This is a genomic window from Enterococcus durans NBRC 100479 = LMG 10746 (assembly GCF_001544215.1).
GTDB classification, from domain to species: Bacteria; Bacillota; Bacilli; order Lactobacillales; family Enterococcaceae; genus Enterococcus_B; species Enterococcus_B durans.
Genome location: NZ_BCQB01000060.1, coordinates 1 through 14,222, shown reverse-complemented (window position 1 = coordinate 14,222; position 14,222 = coordinate 1). Strand labels below are relative to the sequence as shown.

General features: G+C 35.0%; 25 protein-coding genes. 6 read left to right on the top strand and 19 right to left on the bottom strand.

The window, feature by feature from the left end; all coding sequences use genetic code 11:
* Nucleotides 1-601: 601 nt before the first annotated feature.
* The 10 genes from ED2_RS12630 to ED2_RS12585 form a co-directional block, all read right to left on the bottom strand.
* A complete protein-coding gene (locus ED2_RS12630; RefSeq protein ID WP_060789872.1) occupies nt 602-1,078 on the bottom strand; it encodes a DUF1492 domain-containing protein in 477 nt (158 codons plus the stop codon).
* 287 nt (nt 1,079-1,365) lie between these two features.
* Nucleotides 1,366-1,557, bottom strand: a complete 192-nt coding sequence (locus ED2_RS12625; RefSeq protein ID WP_002335802.1) for a hypothetical protein — start codon at nt 1,555-1,557, stop codon at nt 1,366-1,368.
* Between the two features lie 7 nt (nt 1,558-1,564).
* Nucleotides 1,565-1,753 (bottom strand): hypothetical protein, encoded by a 189-nt coding sequence (locus ED2_RS12620; RefSeq protein WP_002317594.1) that lies wholly within the window; start codon nt 1,751-1,753, stop codon nt 1,565-1,567.
* Nucleotides 1,750-2,325 carry a hypothetical protein gene (locus tag ED2_RS12615; RefSeq protein WP_060789871.1) on the bottom strand — a complete coding sequence of 192 codons (576 nt, stop codon included), beginning with the start codon at nt 2,323-2,325 and terminating at the stop codon, nt 1,750-1,752. The genes ED2_RS12620 and ED2_RS12615 overlap by 4 nt, the downstream gene beginning before the upstream one ends.
* 1 nt (nt 2,326) lies before the next feature.
* Nucleotides 2,327-2,782 carry a DUF1064 domain-containing protein gene (locus tag ED2_RS12610; RefSeq protein WP_002301753.1) on the bottom strand — a complete coding sequence of 152 codons (456 nt, stop codon included), beginning with the start codon at nt 2,780-2,782 and terminating at the stop codon, nt 2,327-2,329.
* A gap of 142 nt (nt 2,783-2,924) precedes the next feature.
* Nucleotides 2,925-3,167 (bottom strand): hypothetical protein, encoded by a 243-nt coding sequence (locus tag ED2_RS12605; RefSeq protein WP_058138097.1) that lies wholly within the window; start codon nt 3,165-3,167, stop codon nt 2,925-2,927.
* Complete coding sequence (locus tag ED2_RS12600) at nt 3,164-4,012, bottom strand: ATP-binding protein (protein WP_060789870.1); 849 nt, start codon at nt 4,010-4,012, stop codon at nt 3,164-3,166. Before ED2_RS12600 ends, ED2_RS12605 begins: the two co-directional genes overlap by 4 nt.
* Complete coding sequence (locus ED2_RS12595) at nt 4,012-4,797, bottom strand: phage replication protein O (RefSeq protein WP_060789869.1); 786 nt, start codon at nt 4,795-4,797, stop codon at nt 4,012-4,014. Before ED2_RS12595 ends, ED2_RS12600 begins: the two co-directional genes overlap by 1 nt.
* Nucleotides 4,798-4,813: 16 nt before the next feature.
* Nucleotides 4,814-5,629, bottom strand: a complete 816-nt coding sequence (locus tag ED2_RS12590) for a PD-(D/E)XK nuclease-like domain-containing protein (protein ID WP_174520044.1) — start codon at nt 5,627-5,629, stop codon at nt 4,814-4,816.
* Nucleotides 5,592-6,614, bottom strand: coding sequence for a recombinase RecT (locus tag ED2_RS12585; RefSeq protein WP_060789867.1), 1,023 nt, complete (start codon nt 6,612-6,614; stop codon nt 5,592-5,594). The genes ED2_RS12590 and ED2_RS12585 overlap by 38 nt, the downstream gene beginning before the upstream one ends.
* A gap of 53 nt (nt 6,615-6,667) precedes the next feature.
* On the opposite strand from ED2_RS12585, the gene ED2_RS12580 reads away from it, so the two are divergent.
* Nucleotides 6,668-7,018, top strand: a complete 351-nt coding sequence (locus ED2_RS12580; RefSeq protein WP_060789866.1) for a hypothetical protein — start codon at nt 6,668-6,670, stop codon at nt 7,016-7,018.
* Here the strand turns inward: ED2_RS12580 and ED2_RS12575 are convergent.
* The 9 genes from ED2_RS12575 to ED2_RS12535 are packed head-to-tail and all read right to left on the bottom strand — an operon-like array spanning nt 7,002 to nt 10,181.
* The gene (locus tag ED2_RS12575; protein WP_060789865.1) at nt 7,002-7,601 is read right to left on the bottom strand and encodes a hypothetical protein; all 600 of its coding nucleotides are present in this window, start codon (nt 7,599-7,601) and stop codon (nt 7,002-7,004) included. The two genes, ED2_RS12580 and ED2_RS12575, sit on opposite strands and share 17 nt — an antisense overlap.
* Nucleotides 7,602-7,603: 2 nt before the next feature.
* Nucleotides 7,604-7,798, bottom strand: coding sequence for a hypothetical protein (locus ED2_RS12570; RefSeq protein ID WP_060789864.1), 195 nt, complete (start codon nt 7,796-7,798; stop codon nt 7,604-7,606).
* Nucleotides 7,791-8,141 (bottom strand): hypothetical protein, encoded by a 351-nt coding sequence (locus ED2_RS12565; protein ID WP_060789863.1) that lies wholly within the window; start codon nt 8,139-8,141, stop codon nt 7,791-7,793. Before ED2_RS12565 ends, ED2_RS12570 begins: the two co-directional genes overlap by 8 nt.
* A gap of 10 nt (nt 8,142-8,151) precedes the next feature.
* Entirely contained in the window at nt 8,152-8,376 is a 225-nt protein-coding gene (locus ED2_RS12560) for a hypothetical protein (RefSeq protein ID WP_010725784.1), read from the bottom strand.
* Entirely contained in the window at nt 8,376-8,705 is a 330-nt protein-coding gene (locus ED2_RS12555) for a hypothetical protein (RefSeq protein ID WP_060789862.1), read from the bottom strand. Before ED2_RS12555 ends, ED2_RS12560 begins: the two co-directional genes overlap by 1 nt.
* Before the next feature lie 31 nt (nt 8,706-8,736).
* Complete coding sequence (locus ED2_RS12550) at nt 8,737-9,405, bottom strand: hypothetical protein (RefSeq protein ID WP_060789861.1); 669 nt, start codon at nt 9,403-9,405, stop codon at nt 8,737-8,739.
* A gap of 18 nt (nt 9,406-9,423) precedes the next feature.
* Complete coding sequence (locus ED2_RS12545; RefSeq protein ID WP_002301765.1) at nt 9,424-9,696, bottom strand: hypothetical protein; 273 nt, start codon at nt 9,694-9,696, stop codon at nt 9,424-9,426.
* Nucleotides 9,697-9,709: 13 nt separating this feature from the next.
* Nucleotides 9,710-9,976: a hypothetical protein gene (locus ED2_RS12540; RefSeq protein WP_025481550.1), complete on the bottom strand. Its 267-nt coding sequence runs from the start codon at nt 9,974-9,976 to the stop codon at nt 9,710-9,712.
* A 10-nt stretch (nt 9,977-9,986) separates the two neighbouring features.
* Nucleotides 9,987-10,181, bottom strand: a complete 195-nt coding sequence (locus ED2_RS12535) for a hypothetical protein (protein WP_002353431.1) — start codon at nt 10,179-10,181, stop codon at nt 9,987-9,989.
* Nucleotides 10,182-10,477: 296 nt separating this feature from the next.
* On the opposite strand from ED2_RS12535, the gene ED2_RS12530 reads away from it, so the two are divergent.
* The 5 genes from ED2_RS12530 to ED2_RS12510 all read left to right on the top strand — a co-directional run bounded on the left by ED2_RS12530 (nt 10,478) and on the right by ED2_RS12510 (nt 14,174).
* Nucleotides 10,478-10,897 carry a helix-turn-helix domain-containing protein gene (locus tag ED2_RS12530; RefSeq protein ID WP_077940835.1) on the top strand — a complete coding sequence of 140 codons (420 nt, stop codon included), beginning with the start codon at nt 10,478-10,480 and terminating at the stop codon, nt 10,895-10,897.
* Nucleotides 10,898-10,913: 16 nt separating this feature from the next.
* Nucleotides 10,914-11,336 (top strand): ImmA/IrrE family metallo-endopeptidase, encoded by a 423-nt coding sequence (locus ED2_RS12525; protein ID WP_060789860.1) that lies wholly within the window; start codon nt 10,914-10,916, stop codon nt 11,334-11,336.
* A gap of 226 nt (nt 11,337-11,562) precedes the next feature.
* On the top strand, nt 11,563-12,306 hold the full coding sequence (locus tag ED2_RS12520) for an NINE protein (protein ID WP_373421051.1): 744 nt from the start codon (nt 11,563-11,565) through the stop codon (nt 12,304-12,306).
* A gap of 85 nt (nt 12,307-12,391) precedes the next feature.
* Nucleotides 12,392-12,832 (top strand): hypothetical protein, encoded by a 441-nt coding sequence (locus tag ED2_RS12515; protein ID WP_060789858.1) that lies wholly within the window; start codon nt 12,392-12,394, stop codon nt 12,830-12,832.
* 136 nt (nt 12,833-12,968) lie between these two features.
* Nucleotides 12,969-14,174: a site-specific integrase gene (locus ED2_RS12510; protein ID WP_033655447.1), complete on the top strand. Its 1,206-nt coding sequence runs from the start codon at nt 12,969-12,971 to the stop codon at nt 14,172-14,174.
* Nucleotides 14,175-14,222: the final 48 nt, after the last annotated feature.

The window sequence follows — 14,222 nt, the reverse complement described above, 5'->3', positions numbered from 1 at the left end:
GATTCTGCTATTGGAACATTAATATCCCCTTCTGGTAAATCAATGTTCCAATTTGCTTTTACAAAAAAACTTGAGTTCTCACTTTCATCGTTAGATACAAGATTTGCTTTATCATATTTTGATTCCATCAGCTTTCCCTCCAATACATAAATTAATAGACAACAACGGATGAAGAATTTAGGAGGAGTACACAACCCTTAGAAAAGGTTAAAACCGTAAAGAGACCGCTCACCGGTCGCTTTTTTAAATTGCGATTTCTCTTTTGAATAAGCAATATGCTTTACCAAAAAGATTTAACTGAATCCACGCAACCGCTTTTCGTTCATTATGCTCGTTTCTATACTTCGTAATATAATGATGCATACAATCCCCTCCTTAAATAATTTAATAGACAGCAGCAGTTGAAAGATGACAAGAACGTGTTTAGTTTTTTGTGCGCTGCTGTCTAATCAAAGGCAATAGAAAAGAGCCACAGATACCAATTAATAAAACGGTTGGGATATCTTGGCTCTTTCATATTTTTTTGACACTAATAGAATATCATGCTGCTAACAATGTTTACATAGCTACAATGACCTAACATTTAGTGAACATTGTAATTTTAGAATAAAGAGAGCTGTTCTTTGTACTTCTTGCTATTGTAAAAATCAATTTCGTTTTCTTTTTTCAATCGGTCAGCTTGTCTGTGTTCGTACTCATCTAAAAAGTTCAATGTCTTTCTGATTTCTGCATGTCGCTGTCTGATATACGATGAGCTGTATCCAACGAATTCAGCAATATCTTCTAAGCTCATTTGATCAACATATTTCATCTTAACAATTTGATTATCAATACCAGAAAAGCTATCTATCAGCAATAACATTTCTTCTTTTTGCTCGATCAACAATTCCAATTCATTTTCTATCTTTTGAATATTCTCTTCTAAAGAAGAAGTTCTCGAATTCTTTTCGATGCGGACGTTTGCTAAATCACCACAGACCCATCGATTCAATTCAAGCTTACTTTTATTAAGATTCCACTTTAAGTAAAGAATCTGCTCATCTAGTTCTTGGTAATCTTTTAACCATTGAAATCTCACAAACGCCACCCCTTATATGATAAAATAGTATTGCGCTGCTATCTCGAAAGAGGTGGCTTTTTTTATTTTTTCTTAGCCGTTCCATTCTGGATTGCCTTTTGTTCCAAACGACGTTTTTTCTTCTTGATTTTCGATTTTGTTTTTCCCATACAAACATCCTTTCTGGAATATATATCGTTCGATTTTTACTGTTTCCCAGCCGACCTTACACGTCGGATTTTTTGCTTTTTTTAACATTTCTAACTATTTAGCCGAGCAACTATTATTCGTTACGCGATATTCTTTTTTTATTTATCCCACTTGGTAAAAATCATTGGTTCCGGCATAATCTGATCATCCTTTAGCAACGCATCAGGATATTTTTTTCTTAGCTTCTTATTATTCGTATATGTTTTAAGCAACCATTGACTTGCTTCACTTTTGCTTTCACCGGAAAAATAAATTTTCCCTGTTTGGATGCCTGCAAGTTGAATCATCATTTCCACCTCAAATTAGATTTTTTTCTGCTAAATGGAGCAAAAGCAATCCGACATCAAGAATCTTTTGATCCATTATTTCAGCTACTTTGCTCGGCTTAACTCCTTGAGAAAAGAGCAAGCGTGCTTGCTCTATCTCTTCGTGAGTCCAAATAAATTTAGCTTCCTCAAGGATAATTACTGGATCAGTTGCTCTCATTGTTCCTCTGGAAAAATGATGTCATTCTTATGCTTGGACCAGGTATCTGCATATGGAGCAAAGTATTGTCTAGCTAATTCGATTTGATCAATTAAAGCAGTTTCTGATAATTCATGATCTGCAGCAATTTCATTCATACTATCGCCTTCATCTAAACGGATAAGAACGTCTCGAATATTTACGGTGATATTTTCTGGTAGTTGTAATGTCGTTGCTGTTTTAATAAATTCGTCAATCGTTTCTTTCGATACTAAGATTGTTACATTTTCAACTTCTTCTACACCATCGCCGACATCAAGTGAAGTCTGTTCTTCTTTGAGCATTTCGATTGTGCCATCTGAATTCACAACGTATTCAATATTTGGTTTTTTCGTTTGTTTATTTATCGGCAACGTATAACCGATTGTTTCTTCACTTATAATTACTGTCACAACTTTGTTAGAAAATTTCCTTAACTCATCTAATTTTCCGTCTAAGCTATTATTTTTAACTTCAAGAGTAATTTTCGTTAATTCCTCATTTGCGATATTAATTGATTTTACTTTTGGTCTGAAATTCACTTGTTTTGTCATTTTATTTTCCCTCCATTAATTTCTTTTTTCTTCGTTCCGTTTGTCTTTTCCGCTGCTGTCTTGCTGATTCAAAACAATCCATTTCAATGAATTTATTGATTTTTGAATCGAACTTAGCAAATGTCACTGGAAAGCCGTATCGATGAGCAAACATTTTCATTTTCAGCATAGAGATCGCATCTTGATAACCTTTGACATCAATCACTTTTTTCACTTGGCCATTCTCATAAATCACAAAATCAGCTCGGTAATAAATCGGTGCAATCTTACGATCGTTGCATAGATACCCTTCTTGCAGCAGAACATTTTCTTGCATGGCACAGTAGGTTTCAGATAAAGGCATAAAACTCATACCGTTTCGTTTTAACTTCATGTAATAACGAGCTTCTGCTTTAGAATCAAAAGTGATGCCGTCTACTTCGTGCTTTTTGTTTCCGTATTTGCTTCTTGTTGCCATTTGCTATGCTCCTTCTTTAGTCTTTCTAGTCGCTCTTTTGAACGTCGTCCATTTTCATTACAGATTGGACAAGGTTCACAAGTTGACCATCCAAGCGATGTCTTATACCAAATAACCGTTTCATCGTTGCATTTTAGGCAAGTCATTTTGCACCTCTCATCCAAGCTTGATTGCTTTTCGGACGGCAAGCCTCTTCCCTTACTGGTATAGCTTTTGGTCCTGAAAAACGCCGTTCTGGTTTAATAACCTCTACTACTTCGCCACCACAGACGCTGGCAACAAGCTGGGCTTCTTCTTTTGTTTCGTGGTGATCCGCATATTCAAGACTTGCTTCACCATATCCACGATCATTCAGATAACACATTTTCTTTACTACAAAGGTCAAACTGGACTCCTCCTTTTATCTGTCGTTGTTTTGAATACAGCGATGTTCCCTTTCGTTCCATTCATTACACGAGAGAACACTCGTTCACCGTACGCGTGTTTTAATTGCTTCGATGATAAATTGGTCGTGAATATCGTAGCTTTGTTTAAACGAGCTTCTGTGAGCGATGTGAGAACATCAACATCGTATGGCGTTGCTTGGTTGTTTTCTTCCATTCTTCCTAGCTCCGCACCTAAATCATCAATCACTACAAAATCCGTCTTTTTAATTTCAGCCATCAACGAACCAGTCACAGCTTTTCTTGCTTCTGGATCATTCATTGCAAATTTCAATTGCTCTAATAATTCTCGATAGCTTATAAATGAACAGGCAATTTTATAATTAGATGCTATCATTACTTCTTTGATCACTGCAGCACCTAGATGGGTTTTTCCGGCTCCTGTTCTACCAGTAATAACCGCGTGAATCGTGCTGCCACTTACGATTTTTTTAGCCCATTCTTGAGCCATCGCTTTTATTTGTGCTGTTTCCTGATCAACTACTTTGTATCCATCAAAATCGAAGGTCCATATGGCATCATCTGTAATCATTGAACTGTTAAGCATTCGATTGATAGCATCCTTTTTCATTGCTTCATTCGCTTTTTGGATAGCTTCTTTTTGATTTTTAGTTACCATTTCTCGATAACCACAAATCTTATTGATACATGTAGGACCGCATCGATCAGTACCATCTTTATTTTTTGTTTTCCAGATATACAATGGATCACCACATTTCGGACAATTATGATCTGCTGTTTTTAATCCGCCGTAAGGTGCAGCCATTGCACTTAGTTTTTTATCCATTACCAATCCTCACCTGTTTCTGGTAACTCATCATTAGAAATATTTTGTTGCGTTCTTTTATTTTTTTGGATAGCCATTTTATCGAAATGTTTTCTCAAACTCGTTGGAGATAAGATTACGCCTGACCAGAAATCATTACTTGTGGCCCAAACAATCATGTCTTGAACTTCTCTACCAGTTCGCTTGTCAGATTCAATTGTTAAACGAATCGTATTCGCCCATTTATCCAAATCAGGTTCTTTGATGTTTTGATTTTTTCGAATGAGTTTTAATAAAAGAATGGCCAATTTTTTATTTGGATCGTCATCTGCATACTCTCGTGTTTTTCGAGAGTTGCGAGGATTATTATTGTTATCATTGTTATTCATTGTTTTATCATTGTTGTTTGTGTGTTTCTGTGATGCTTCTGCGTCGTTTTGCTGTCGTTTCTGTGTCGTTTCTTTAGATTCGTAACGTTGATAAAAGTCATAATTGACAATGGTTATAACAGTTTTTTTACTGTCGCTTTTTCGAATCAACATTTGATCATCTTCCAACATTTTTAAAAACCGATTTACTTTGGTGTTTGACCAACCCCATCTTTCACATAGCTGTCTTACTGATGTAATAAATTCCCCACGATTTACCTCTATTAGTTGGCCGTCAAATAAAAATTTATTATTCTGGTGATTGGCATCCATCAGCAAATCTAGCCATGCTTCGTATTTAGAGAAAACTCTTTTTTCTTGATATACCCAGTGATCTCGGATATTTCGGTGAAGTGCTATCCAGCCTTTGTCTGCCATCTACTCACCCACCGTTCTATAAATCGTCCATACTAGTGAATCCAGTAATTGGAAGATTACCTCTACAGTACTCGCACAAACCGCAATGGTTCGGCTTCTCTTCGCCGTTCTTCACTCTGACAATTCTTTCAATTTTTTCTTTTAACATAACCAGCTCATAATCCATATTGTCCTGATCAATCGTGATCAGTCTTGCTTCGCTTGGTGTCTGCTTGGACACTGCAGCGATGATCGGCATAAAACTTTTTCCGTATTGTTGGAAAAGTAATTCCTGATAAATCGCCATTTGAAGCACGTAACCAAAATTGACAATGAACGTTTCTCTTGATCCGTAGTTTTCGTTCCATTTCCGCTCATGCATGTCTTTGGTTGTTTTGATATCAACAAAATACTCATCCTCAACATTCAAGCAATCAATCTTGCCTTTCCATGTCGTTCCAAATAGTTCCCCAGTCACAATCGTTTCTTTCTCACCTTGATAGATATTCATGAATACTTCTTCTTGTTTAAGTCGTTCAATCATTTGTTCGGCAATCTGGAAATCTTTTAACAATCCATAGGGCTTCCGACTAGAAAACATTTTTGATTTATTTTCTTCTTTGAACGCTTCATGTACTTCTTTTGATTCAAAATAAGAATGTACGTAGTTTCCTACGAGTAAGGCTTTGGGATCCGACGTCGGTGCCCAATCGCCTTTCAACTTTGCTAAGGCTGCGGCTTCACATTTTAAAAAGGATTTATATTGTGATGTTGACATGTACTGCCAGTCAGCTTCGTTGGAGTAATAATTTTCATCAGAAAGGGTACTCATCGTCTTCAAATTCTGAGACATCATCTACACCTTCCTCACGTCCAAAATCTGGAATATCGATCAGTTCTTCTTGCACTGGCTCGATATCTTCTTTATCAATAAAATGAGCTTGTTCAATTTCTGGATGACCAGGAACATCAGCAACACGCGTTGTTCCTTCTTGTACATCATCAGGAATCACGATTGGTTCAGCTTCTGTTTGAATTGGTTCAGCAATCTTTTTGTTTGAAAAGAATTTTTGTTCGAGAGTAGCCACTTTTTCTGTTTGTGGCGTTACATCTTTCCGATCATTGTCAAATTCGTTTTCTAACGTATCTTTTGCAGCTTGAACTAATAAATCGTTGTCGTTGCTTGTGTTGATCAATGTTTTAGCTGCCCGATTGATTACTGTTCGTTTAGCCATTTCTTCTGGAAATTCCTTTTGTGGTCCAGAACCTTTCATTTTTGACTTCGCCCAACTCTGATCGATTTGCTTTTTCGTCATGACTGTTGTGGTCTCTTTACCATTCGCTAACTTGATAACTACATAGGCTGCAATGATTTCATTGTCTAAATTCTCGAATTTTGTTTCATGCTTTTTGACAACCATGTTCGGTCCATCCATTGCAACTTCAAACTCATCGCCTTGTCGAACGACTACAGGCGTAATATCTGCCCCTCCAGTTACACGATCAAGGACCGCCATTGTTCCAAAATATGAACGCATGAGCTGAACTTTGTTTCCGTATTTAATGAAATAGCATTGTTTTTTTGCTGGAGATAATCCTTGAATAACCATGTCTAAAAGTGCATTAGAAATGGATGTCTTCATTTCCTGATTGCTTGCAGCCATCTGCAGCAAATTTTCACCTGTATTGTTAGTGAGTTCGAAAAAAGCACTCTTCAACGCGTTTTGCGGACTATATCCTGGTGGCATTTCTAAGCCTTGTTCCTGTAACCGTCCAAGATTACTGATTACCTGTTCATCTAATGAACGTTGTGTTGTTTGTGTTAAGTCATTTGCCATATTTTATTCTCCTTTATTTTTGCTATACTTATTTTGAAAGTGAGGCGATAAAAATGTATAAATTGAAAAAAGACAACTATAATGAGCTTTCTGGAATATGTCGCTCAGTAATGCAGAACATTAAAGATTTAGAGGAAGGTAGTAAAATGGACTTATTCGATCCTCGTATTAGTGATGAAGAATATTATTTATACTCATCTGTTCTTAAAAGCTATAACTCTTTAGGAAATCAGTTGCTCAGTAATTGGGAAACCTTAAAATTTTATGATATAGACGCTTTTTTCACTAAACTGAGTACGTATGTCGAATATTTGGATATATTCATCAAAGAACCAACTATAGAAAATCAGTTGAGATTAACGTCAATTTACGACAGTCTCGATAAGCTTAATCAGCGTATTTAAGATCATCACCTGCAAAAACAATCAGAATCACATCTGTCAGAATTTGTCCGATATGAAAATTTGCATCGAATCCATCGGATGGAGTTTCTCTTCTAAATTCATTTAATTTTTTGTGTAAAAAAACCAGTTCTTCTTCTTTCATTGAGGGGAGAAGTTCTTTTTTTGATGCCAGAATTTTATTGAAAAACTCTTTGCTTAGTTCCCGCAATTCTTTTCCTAGTTTTCCAGGTAAATCAGGATCAATTGTTAACTCGGCACTTTCCAAATCTTCGCTTGTTACGTTGATATCTTCCTTTTTAGGTTCATTAATTGGTTCAGCTTGTTTTTCTTTAAATGGATTCTCTTTTTTCAATAAGTTTTGATAAAAACTTTCATCTACCATAATGAGGGCCTTTCTCGTTTGGTCATAACTTGCCCCATTTTCTTTTACAACCTTTTTTATTTCCTTGAATAGATCTATTGTTTTTTCATCAGCGATAGTAGCTGGATTCCCAACAAGAGAACGGCCAGCGCTAAAGCCATCTAAGTTTAACCGTTTAATATGATTCACAATATCTGAATCAATACGTATACTTTTATCCATCCCTAAATTCCTCCTAATTCAATCTTTGGATAATGTTGCTGGATGTACTCTAGAATTGCGTCTACTGGTACATAACCTTCTTCTGTTAGATAGCAAGTATCACCTGAATATAACGGATTTTCTTGCCAATCAACACCGACAGGACTAACTTCTTTTGGTGGTTGCTGTCTTGCGCCTAAAGAATCAAAATCATTCATCGTGATCACCACGATAATAAATCATTGCTCTCAACTCGCTTTCAAGTGCTTCAATCCTTTTTTGAACTGATTTGGAAACAAGATTACGAATTTCTTCTTGAATCTCTGTGATACCAAGATCACGTTCAAGTTGGACCTTATGCCACCTGCTTTGTTCTTCTTGGAAAAAACCTCTCCCTAAAAATTGAGTAGACACACCGATGGAAATATCAGTCGTAAGCTCATTAAGATTATTCAGTGCTGGTGATTTCAAACTGATAAGTAAATCTTCCGCCTCGTTGATTTGATCAATGATATGTTCCATTTTTAAAATTTGCTTTTTAGCTACATCCTTTACACTCATCATTTGCCTCCTAAAATTCCCAAAATAATTTGACACTTCCTTCTTCACGTTGGATGTTTGAAATACCTTCGCTTTCTAATGCTGCTAGAAATGATGGTGTCAGACCTTTTGAACGAACAGTGCAACTTGTTTGTCCATACTTTGCTGCAGTTAAGATTTTGTCTTGTACATCTTGTTGTGCTTTGTGCATCATTGCTTCGAATATTTCATCGCCTAGCCCTTTAACTGAGATCATCAGAATTTGATACCACCTTTCTTGCGATCCATTTTTTCGGCAAACCGTAGAAAGTCCTGATACCATTCCTCAAACTCTGGATCTTCATATTCAATACCAAACAATTGTTTTAAAGTACCGTGAGTTTCACAATTGCATTTATTATTCTGCAAATCACGTTTTGTTTTCTCATACTGTTGGTAAACACTCCACGCAACCAAGCTATCGTTTCCAGCTTGTCCAAGAACGACTTTCCCTTTTTCATCGACTACACTAACTGACATTCCTAGATCATCATTCGCACATTCAGCTGCTAACTCTTTAATTAAATTTTGGATTTTTTCATTCATTGTGATAAACTCTCCTTGTAATTAGTATTTTTCAGGACACGATTCTGCTTGCCGGCGTTCGTGTCTTTTTTTGATAGCTATATCGAGCAGCTATCAGTTTGTGATGATTATCAATTTGTTTTTTCATTACGTCATACCCGTTCTGACTAGCCTTTGTACGATCGGGTTTTATAGTTATTTCTCCTTGTTTCCTTAATAGACAAATTTTTCCGAAAAGCTCGTGCTTTGGTCTATGCAGTAGTCTAGTTAAATAATCAATATTTAATACGTAACCATTTTTATCGAATTTAATTTCTGATATTAATAACTCAACTTCTCTTTTTGTGTACCTGCGTTTTCGATTGCTTTCTAATTGTCCATTTTTCTTCATGATATTAAGACGACAGTGAATCGCGTTCTCAGTTCTATTCAATTCCTGCGCTATTATTGTTACTGGACAACCTGACTGATACATAGAAATTATTTTTTTATCTTCTTGCTGACTGTAACGTTTGTTAGGCGGTTCGATTGGATCATCCCAATAAACTTCATCGATCAAATCTTTTTTACGCATTTGATGGATTTTGGGCCAAATACGTTTTTTATCTATCCCAAGTAACTCAGCTAATTCATTACAATTACAAACAAATCCGCGATGGTCGTATCTGACATTTTGAATAAGAAGTTGCTCCTCTTCTCTTGTCCATTTGTTGTACGACAATTTTCTAACCTCCTTTTTTTATAAAACGGCAAAGACAACAGACAATAAAATGACGTTTAGAACTAAGCTGATATAGCAAAGTGCTTGCAGCTGACGAGCTTTGTATACTGGCTTTTTGTGTTCGGCAAGTGTTGCGAGCAGCATTTTGCTACTCGAGCGCTCAACGATTGGTTTTCTTATTTGCATAGTTGACTCCCCTTCCGGAAAATATCGATCAATAATACGTTGTGCCTCTTCTTTTGTTTTCACGGTATGAGACATATGTCCGTCTGTGATGGTGATCTCTGTCATGTATGTCTTCCTTTTAGATTTTGTATTTAGCCATCAGTTCATCGATGTCTTTTTTGTCATACCTTAAAAAGCCATCTATACGAATTTCTTTTAAACCGTGAGCTACTAACTTCTCAAAACCCTGATCATTTACACCTCCCACATACTTTCTAGCTTCGATTTTTTTTAAATATCGTGTTTCTGACAAATTCTTTTTTGAAAGCTGACTAAGTGCGTCCTTCACAACTTCAACAATTGCGATTCTCAATCGAGTCAAAAACTCTTCGCTTAGAATATTCATGACTTGCCTCCTATCGAATTTTGAAATCTGAAATAATTTTTACAAGCAATTGTTTTGCTTTTGGTGTATCAACCAACTTACCTTCCAAATAATTTCCGATGTCTTGTTTGGGCATACCGTATAAAACAGCTAGATCAATTTTTTGAATATTATTTTCTTCTAGATATTGAAGAACCTTTTCTCTGCCAATATTTGCATCAGGCATCTTTTTCACCTCACTAATATATTTTAGTAAGATAAATAGTAAGTTTTTCTGTATAAAAACATTGACATATTTATACAAATATTCTACAATCGAAACATAGTTAAATAAGCCTATAACAAAGCTTCTTACTGCACTCGGTCGCCAAACTTAATGCTAGGAAGTATGTTTTTGATTAGCTTTTTTTACTTACCATTTATCTTACAAGGATTATTATATACAAATTTACTACATTGTCAATTATTTTTGTAGAATTTTTGTATATCAAAACCTTGTATTTAACAGAAAGGTTGATACAAGTGGATTTATACGAAAAAATAAAAATGCTTGCCAATGAAAAAAAGATATCTATAAGACAATTAGAAGAAGCACTTGGATTCGGTAATGGGGTTATCAACCGTTGGAGAAAAAATACCCCTGGTATTGATAAAGTGCAATTAGTTGCAAACTATTTCGATGTATCTGTTGATTACTTACTAGGACGTACTGAGAAAAAAAGATACTATGATTTAACAGAAAAAGACGAGCGTGATATCCAAAAAGAATTGCAGTCATTAATCGACGATTTATCTAATGCTGACGGAATGGCCTTTTCAAAGAAAGATGGTGAAATGAGTGAAGCAACACGTGAAGCTCTCATTATTTCTTTAGAGAATGCTTTGCGAATAGCTAAAATAGAAGCTAAGAAAAAATATACACCTAAAAAATATCGCGATTAAAAGGAGTACGTTGTTTATGTATTTACCTCAAATTGATAACAAAATTAATAAGCTGGTAAAACTATATCAAACACGCAATCCTTTTAGAATTGCACGAGAATTAAAGATACTAGTTTTAGAAGAAGATTTGGGAGAAATTTATGGTTACTATAGTAAATTCAAACAGATAAAAATGATTCACATAAATTCTAGTTTAGATGAGCCAGGAAAAATGGTGACTTGTAGTCATGAATTAGGACACTGTATTTTACATCCAAATGAAAATACACCTATGTTGTCTAAAAAAACGCTAGTATCTGAATTAAAAATTGAAAAAGAAGCAAACTACTTCGCAACTCATCTGAATGTTGATCCAGCTTTAGACGGCTTTGATCATATGACAAAATATGAAAAGCTCGTCTGCTTTGGATTGCCAGATGAATTCGTTCGTTTCTTGTGAATTATAATACAACATAAGGAGGATATAGATGAAAATAGGAATGAGAAAACCAAGTATAAAAAAATCCATAAGCGCTAGAACCACTGGAAAAGCAAAACGTGCTGTGAAAAAAGCAGTTATTCCTAGCTATGGGAAAAAGGGTTCAGGATGGATTAAAGACCCCAAAAAGGCTGCTTACAACAAGGTTTACAACAAAACCACATTTGGGGTTAATCCTCTTTCTTCAATCGAAAGTAAGTCAAAAACAAGCAAAAATAGTGATTCAAAAATAAACTTTAGTAATTTTAATAGCCCAATTAATTATCCTAGCTACGAGGATGATGTTGTAGAAGTAGTTGGAACATATTATACAAACGCGGAAAAGATTTTAAGAAATGTATTAAAAGACAGAGGTGAGCAATGGAACTTAAATGGTTACCAATACCACCATTTAACACTACTGCTAGTTCCTGAACCAGATAATGAGTATGACCCAAACGCTATTGCTGTTTACTCTAATTATCCTACTCCTAAAAATGCAAAAATTAAAAGAAGCGGTAAAATCGGATACCTTCCTAAAGGGGTGAGTATTCTTCTAGAAGAACCTACAGAAGTAGAAACTATCATCAAAGAAGGATTTGGAGATTTTTACATTAAAATTGACATAAGCAATTATATAGCAAATACAAAAAAGGAGTATGTTGATTCGGTCAATGCAGAGGAAAATTCCGAGGTATGCACTAACGAACAACTACGACCTTCATCTAGCAATCAAGGTACTCCGAAAAAAAGAGTTAGCAAATTTCTATTTGTATTTTTTGCTATTTTTCTAGGTAGTTTTGGCATTCACTGGTTTTATGCTAATAATTTCAAAAAAGGAGTTTTATATTTTATTTTCAGCTGGACCACTATCCCGTTCTTTTTAGGACTGTACGAAGGGTTAAAAGCCTTGCTTATACCTACAGACGAAAATCGATTAATAGAAATGTAAAAAAAGCCCGTGCAGCAACACGGACTCGAAACCTTATTTCTAAGATTCTCCAATAAAATAATATCATAGAGATAAGGAGTAGAAAATGAAATTTATTAAATTTGGAATTATTGGATTACTAGCAGTGACAGTTATGGGAGGATGTGGATCATCAACAGCTGAAACAAAGGAATCAAAAAATTATAGTGAGACAAACAGTACTATCAAAGAAGTAGACTCTGATCAAACCGCTGAGTTTGCAACTATTGCCGAGAAACACATTAAAGAAATATATTCAATAGATAATTTGAAGATGGATTTAAAATCTATCAAAGTTACTCAATTTCCTGACGATAAAAATGCAGAAACTGGTGAAGAGTACAAAAATGTCTACAATGGTACTGGAGATTTTACTTGGCAAGACAAAAAATACAACTTTTCTTTGATTTATTCGAAAAAAGATGCAACTAATTATACTGTCCTATATCTATATAGCAATCTAGACCCTAATAAAGGTGTAGATACACCATTAGAAAGCGATCAATAAAAAAGCACATTTGCCGCCCGACCAAGAACGCAAATGTGCAAAGAGCTACGGTAAAGTAGGTCTATTTGTTGTACCCTATTTTACCATCTCGAAATCCGCTGTACAACCGAACAAACGTACGAAAGGAAAGATAAAGATGGCAAAAAAAGAAATTGATAAACGAATTAAAAAGCACTTAACAAAAAAAGGCGAAGAAAAATATCAGTTTAGTCTGTACTTAGGAGTTGATCCTCTAACAGGAAAAAAAAGAAAAACAACGAGACGAGGTTTTAGTACGCCATTAGCCGCTGAGAGAGCTTTAAAAAGATTGGAGGCAGATATACAGGAAAAAGGACTGCAAGCTTCTACAGCTCAAAAGAGCAAGAAATTCGAATATGTTTACGGCTTATGGTTTGAAAATTATAAAAAGACAGTTAAAGAAAGCACTTGGTCCTCCACCAAACAAATTTTTGACACACACATCTTAAAAGTGTTTGGAGATAAGTTCATTGACAAAATAGACGTTTTTTTCTGTCAAGAAGCAGTAAACACTTGGTCCGATAGTCATCCTAAAATTTTTAAGAAAATAAAAAATTACACATCTAATGTTTTTGATTACGCTGCTTCTTTACAAATTATAACTAGCAATCCTATGAAATTAGTTTCTATTCCACGCGGAGAAGCTCTAGATATCGAAGATAAAAATATCGAATTTTATACTAAAGAAGAATTAATCGAATTTTTAGAAGCAATAAGGAACGATGATGATGAAAGATATTTATTCTTTTCCCTATTGGCTTTTACAGGTATAAGAAAAGGAGAAGCTTTTGCACTGACCTGGTCGGATATTGATTTTAAGAGCAAAACACTCAATATTAATAAAACTGTAACAAGAGGTTATCAAGGGAGATTGATCGTAAATACTCCTAAATCAAAATCTGGAAAAAGAAAAATTTATCTGGACAATGATTTGATCAGTTTATTGAGAAAGTATTATACAAAAAACAAAACGATCGTTACAATCCAAAGCGAAAACTTAATTTTTCACCATGATGGTCTTCTCTATAACCCTACAGTTTCACGTTCGTGGCTTAATGTCATATATAAGCATCATCCAGAATTGACTAAAAGAATCACTACTCATGGTTTTCGACATACTCATGCCTCTCTCCTTTTTGAATCAGGAGCTTCTTTAAAAGATGTTCAGGAACGTTTAGGGCATGCAGACATTCAAACTACTTCAAATATTTACACTCACGTAACTGAAACTCAAAACAAAAAAGTCATCAATAATTTTGTAGCATTTATGAAGAACAGTACTCAGGGGGAGTCAAAAGGGGAGTCAAAAAACATTTTAGGCTAAATATACAACAAAAAAGACACGATCGAAATCGTGTCTAATCGTTGATAT

Excerpts from the sequence above, each read along its gene's own strand:
- ED2_RS12625 (WP_002335802.1), bottom strand. The coding sequence starts at position 1,557 with ATGATGATTCAACTTGCAGGCATCCAAACAGGGAAAATTTATTTTTCC.
- ED2_RS12570 (WP_060789864.1), bottom strand. The coding sequence starts at position 7,798 with ATGAATGATTTTGATTCTTTAGGCGCAAGACAGCAACCACCAAAAGAA.
- ED2_RS12610 (WP_002301753.1), bottom strand. The coding sequence starts at position 2,782 with ATGGCAACAAGAAGCAAATACGGAAACAAAAAGCACGAAGTAGACGGC.
- ED2_RS12615 (WP_060789871.1), bottom strand. The coding sequence starts at position 2,325 with ATGACAAAACAAGTGAATTTCAGACCAAAAGTAAAATCAATTAATATC.
- ED2_RS12510 (WP_033655447.1), top strand. The coding sequence starts at position 12,969 with ATGGCAAAAAAAGAAATTGATAAACGAATTAAAAAGCACTTAACAAAA.
- ED2_RS12545 (WP_002301765.1), bottom strand. The coding sequence starts at position 9,696 with ATGACAGAGATCACCATCACAGACGGACATATGTCTCATACCGTGAAA.
- ED2_RS12585 (WP_060789867.1), bottom strand. The coding sequence starts at position 6,614 with ATGGCAAATGACTTAACACAAACAACACAACGTTCATTAGATGAACAG.
- ED2_RS12620 (WP_002317594.1), bottom strand. The coding sequence starts at position 1,753 with ATGAGAGCAACTGATCCAGTAATTATCCTTGAGGAAGCTAAATTTATT.
- ED2_RS12525 (WP_060789860.1), top strand. The coding sequence starts at position 10,914 with ATGTATTTACCTCAAATTGATAACAAAATTAATAAGCTGGTAAAACTA.
- ED2_RS12555 (WP_060789862.1), bottom strand. The coding sequence starts at position 8,705 with ATGAATGAAAAAATCCAAAATTTAATTAAAGAGTTAGCAGCTGAATGT.
- ED2_RS12560 (WP_010725784.1), bottom strand. The coding sequence starts at position 8,376 with ATGATCTCAGTTAAAGGGCTAGGCGATGAAATATTCGAAGCAATGATG.
- ED2_RS12595 (WP_060789869.1), bottom strand. The coding sequence starts at position 4,797 with ATGGCAGACAAAGGCTGGATAGCACTTCACCGAAATATCCGAGATCAC.
- ED2_RS12580 (WP_060789866.1), top strand. The coding sequence starts at position 6,668 with ATGTATAAATTGAAAAAAGACAACTATAATGAGCTTTCTGGAATATGT.
- ED2_RS12590 (WP_174520044.1), bottom strand. The coding sequence starts at position 5,629 with ATGTCTCAGAATTTGAAGACGATGAGTACCCTTTCTGATGAAAATTAT.
- ED2_RS12565 (WP_060789863.1), bottom strand. The coding sequence starts at position 8,141 with ATGAGTGTAAAGGATGTAGCTAAAAAGCAAATTTTAAAAATGGAACAT.
- ED2_RS12535 (WP_002353431.1), bottom strand. The coding sequence starts at position 10,181 with ATGCCTGATGCAAATATTGGCAGAGAAAAGGTTCTTCAATATCTAGAA.
- ED2_RS12540 (WP_025481550.1), bottom strand. The coding sequence starts at position 9,976 with ATGAATATTCTAAGCGAAGAGTTTTTGACTCGATTGAGAATCGCAATT.
- ED2_RS12600 (WP_060789870.1), bottom strand. The coding sequence starts at position 4,012 with ATGGATAAAAAACTAAGTGCAATGGCTGCACCTTACGGCGGATTAAAA.
- ED2_RS12515 (WP_060789858.1), top strand. The coding sequence starts at position 12,392 with ATGAAATTTATTAAATTTGGAATTATTGGATTACTAGCAGTGACAGTT.
- ED2_RS12575 (WP_060789865.1), bottom strand. The coding sequence starts at position 7,601 with ATGGATAAAAGTATACGTATTGATTCAGATATTGTGAATCATATTAAA.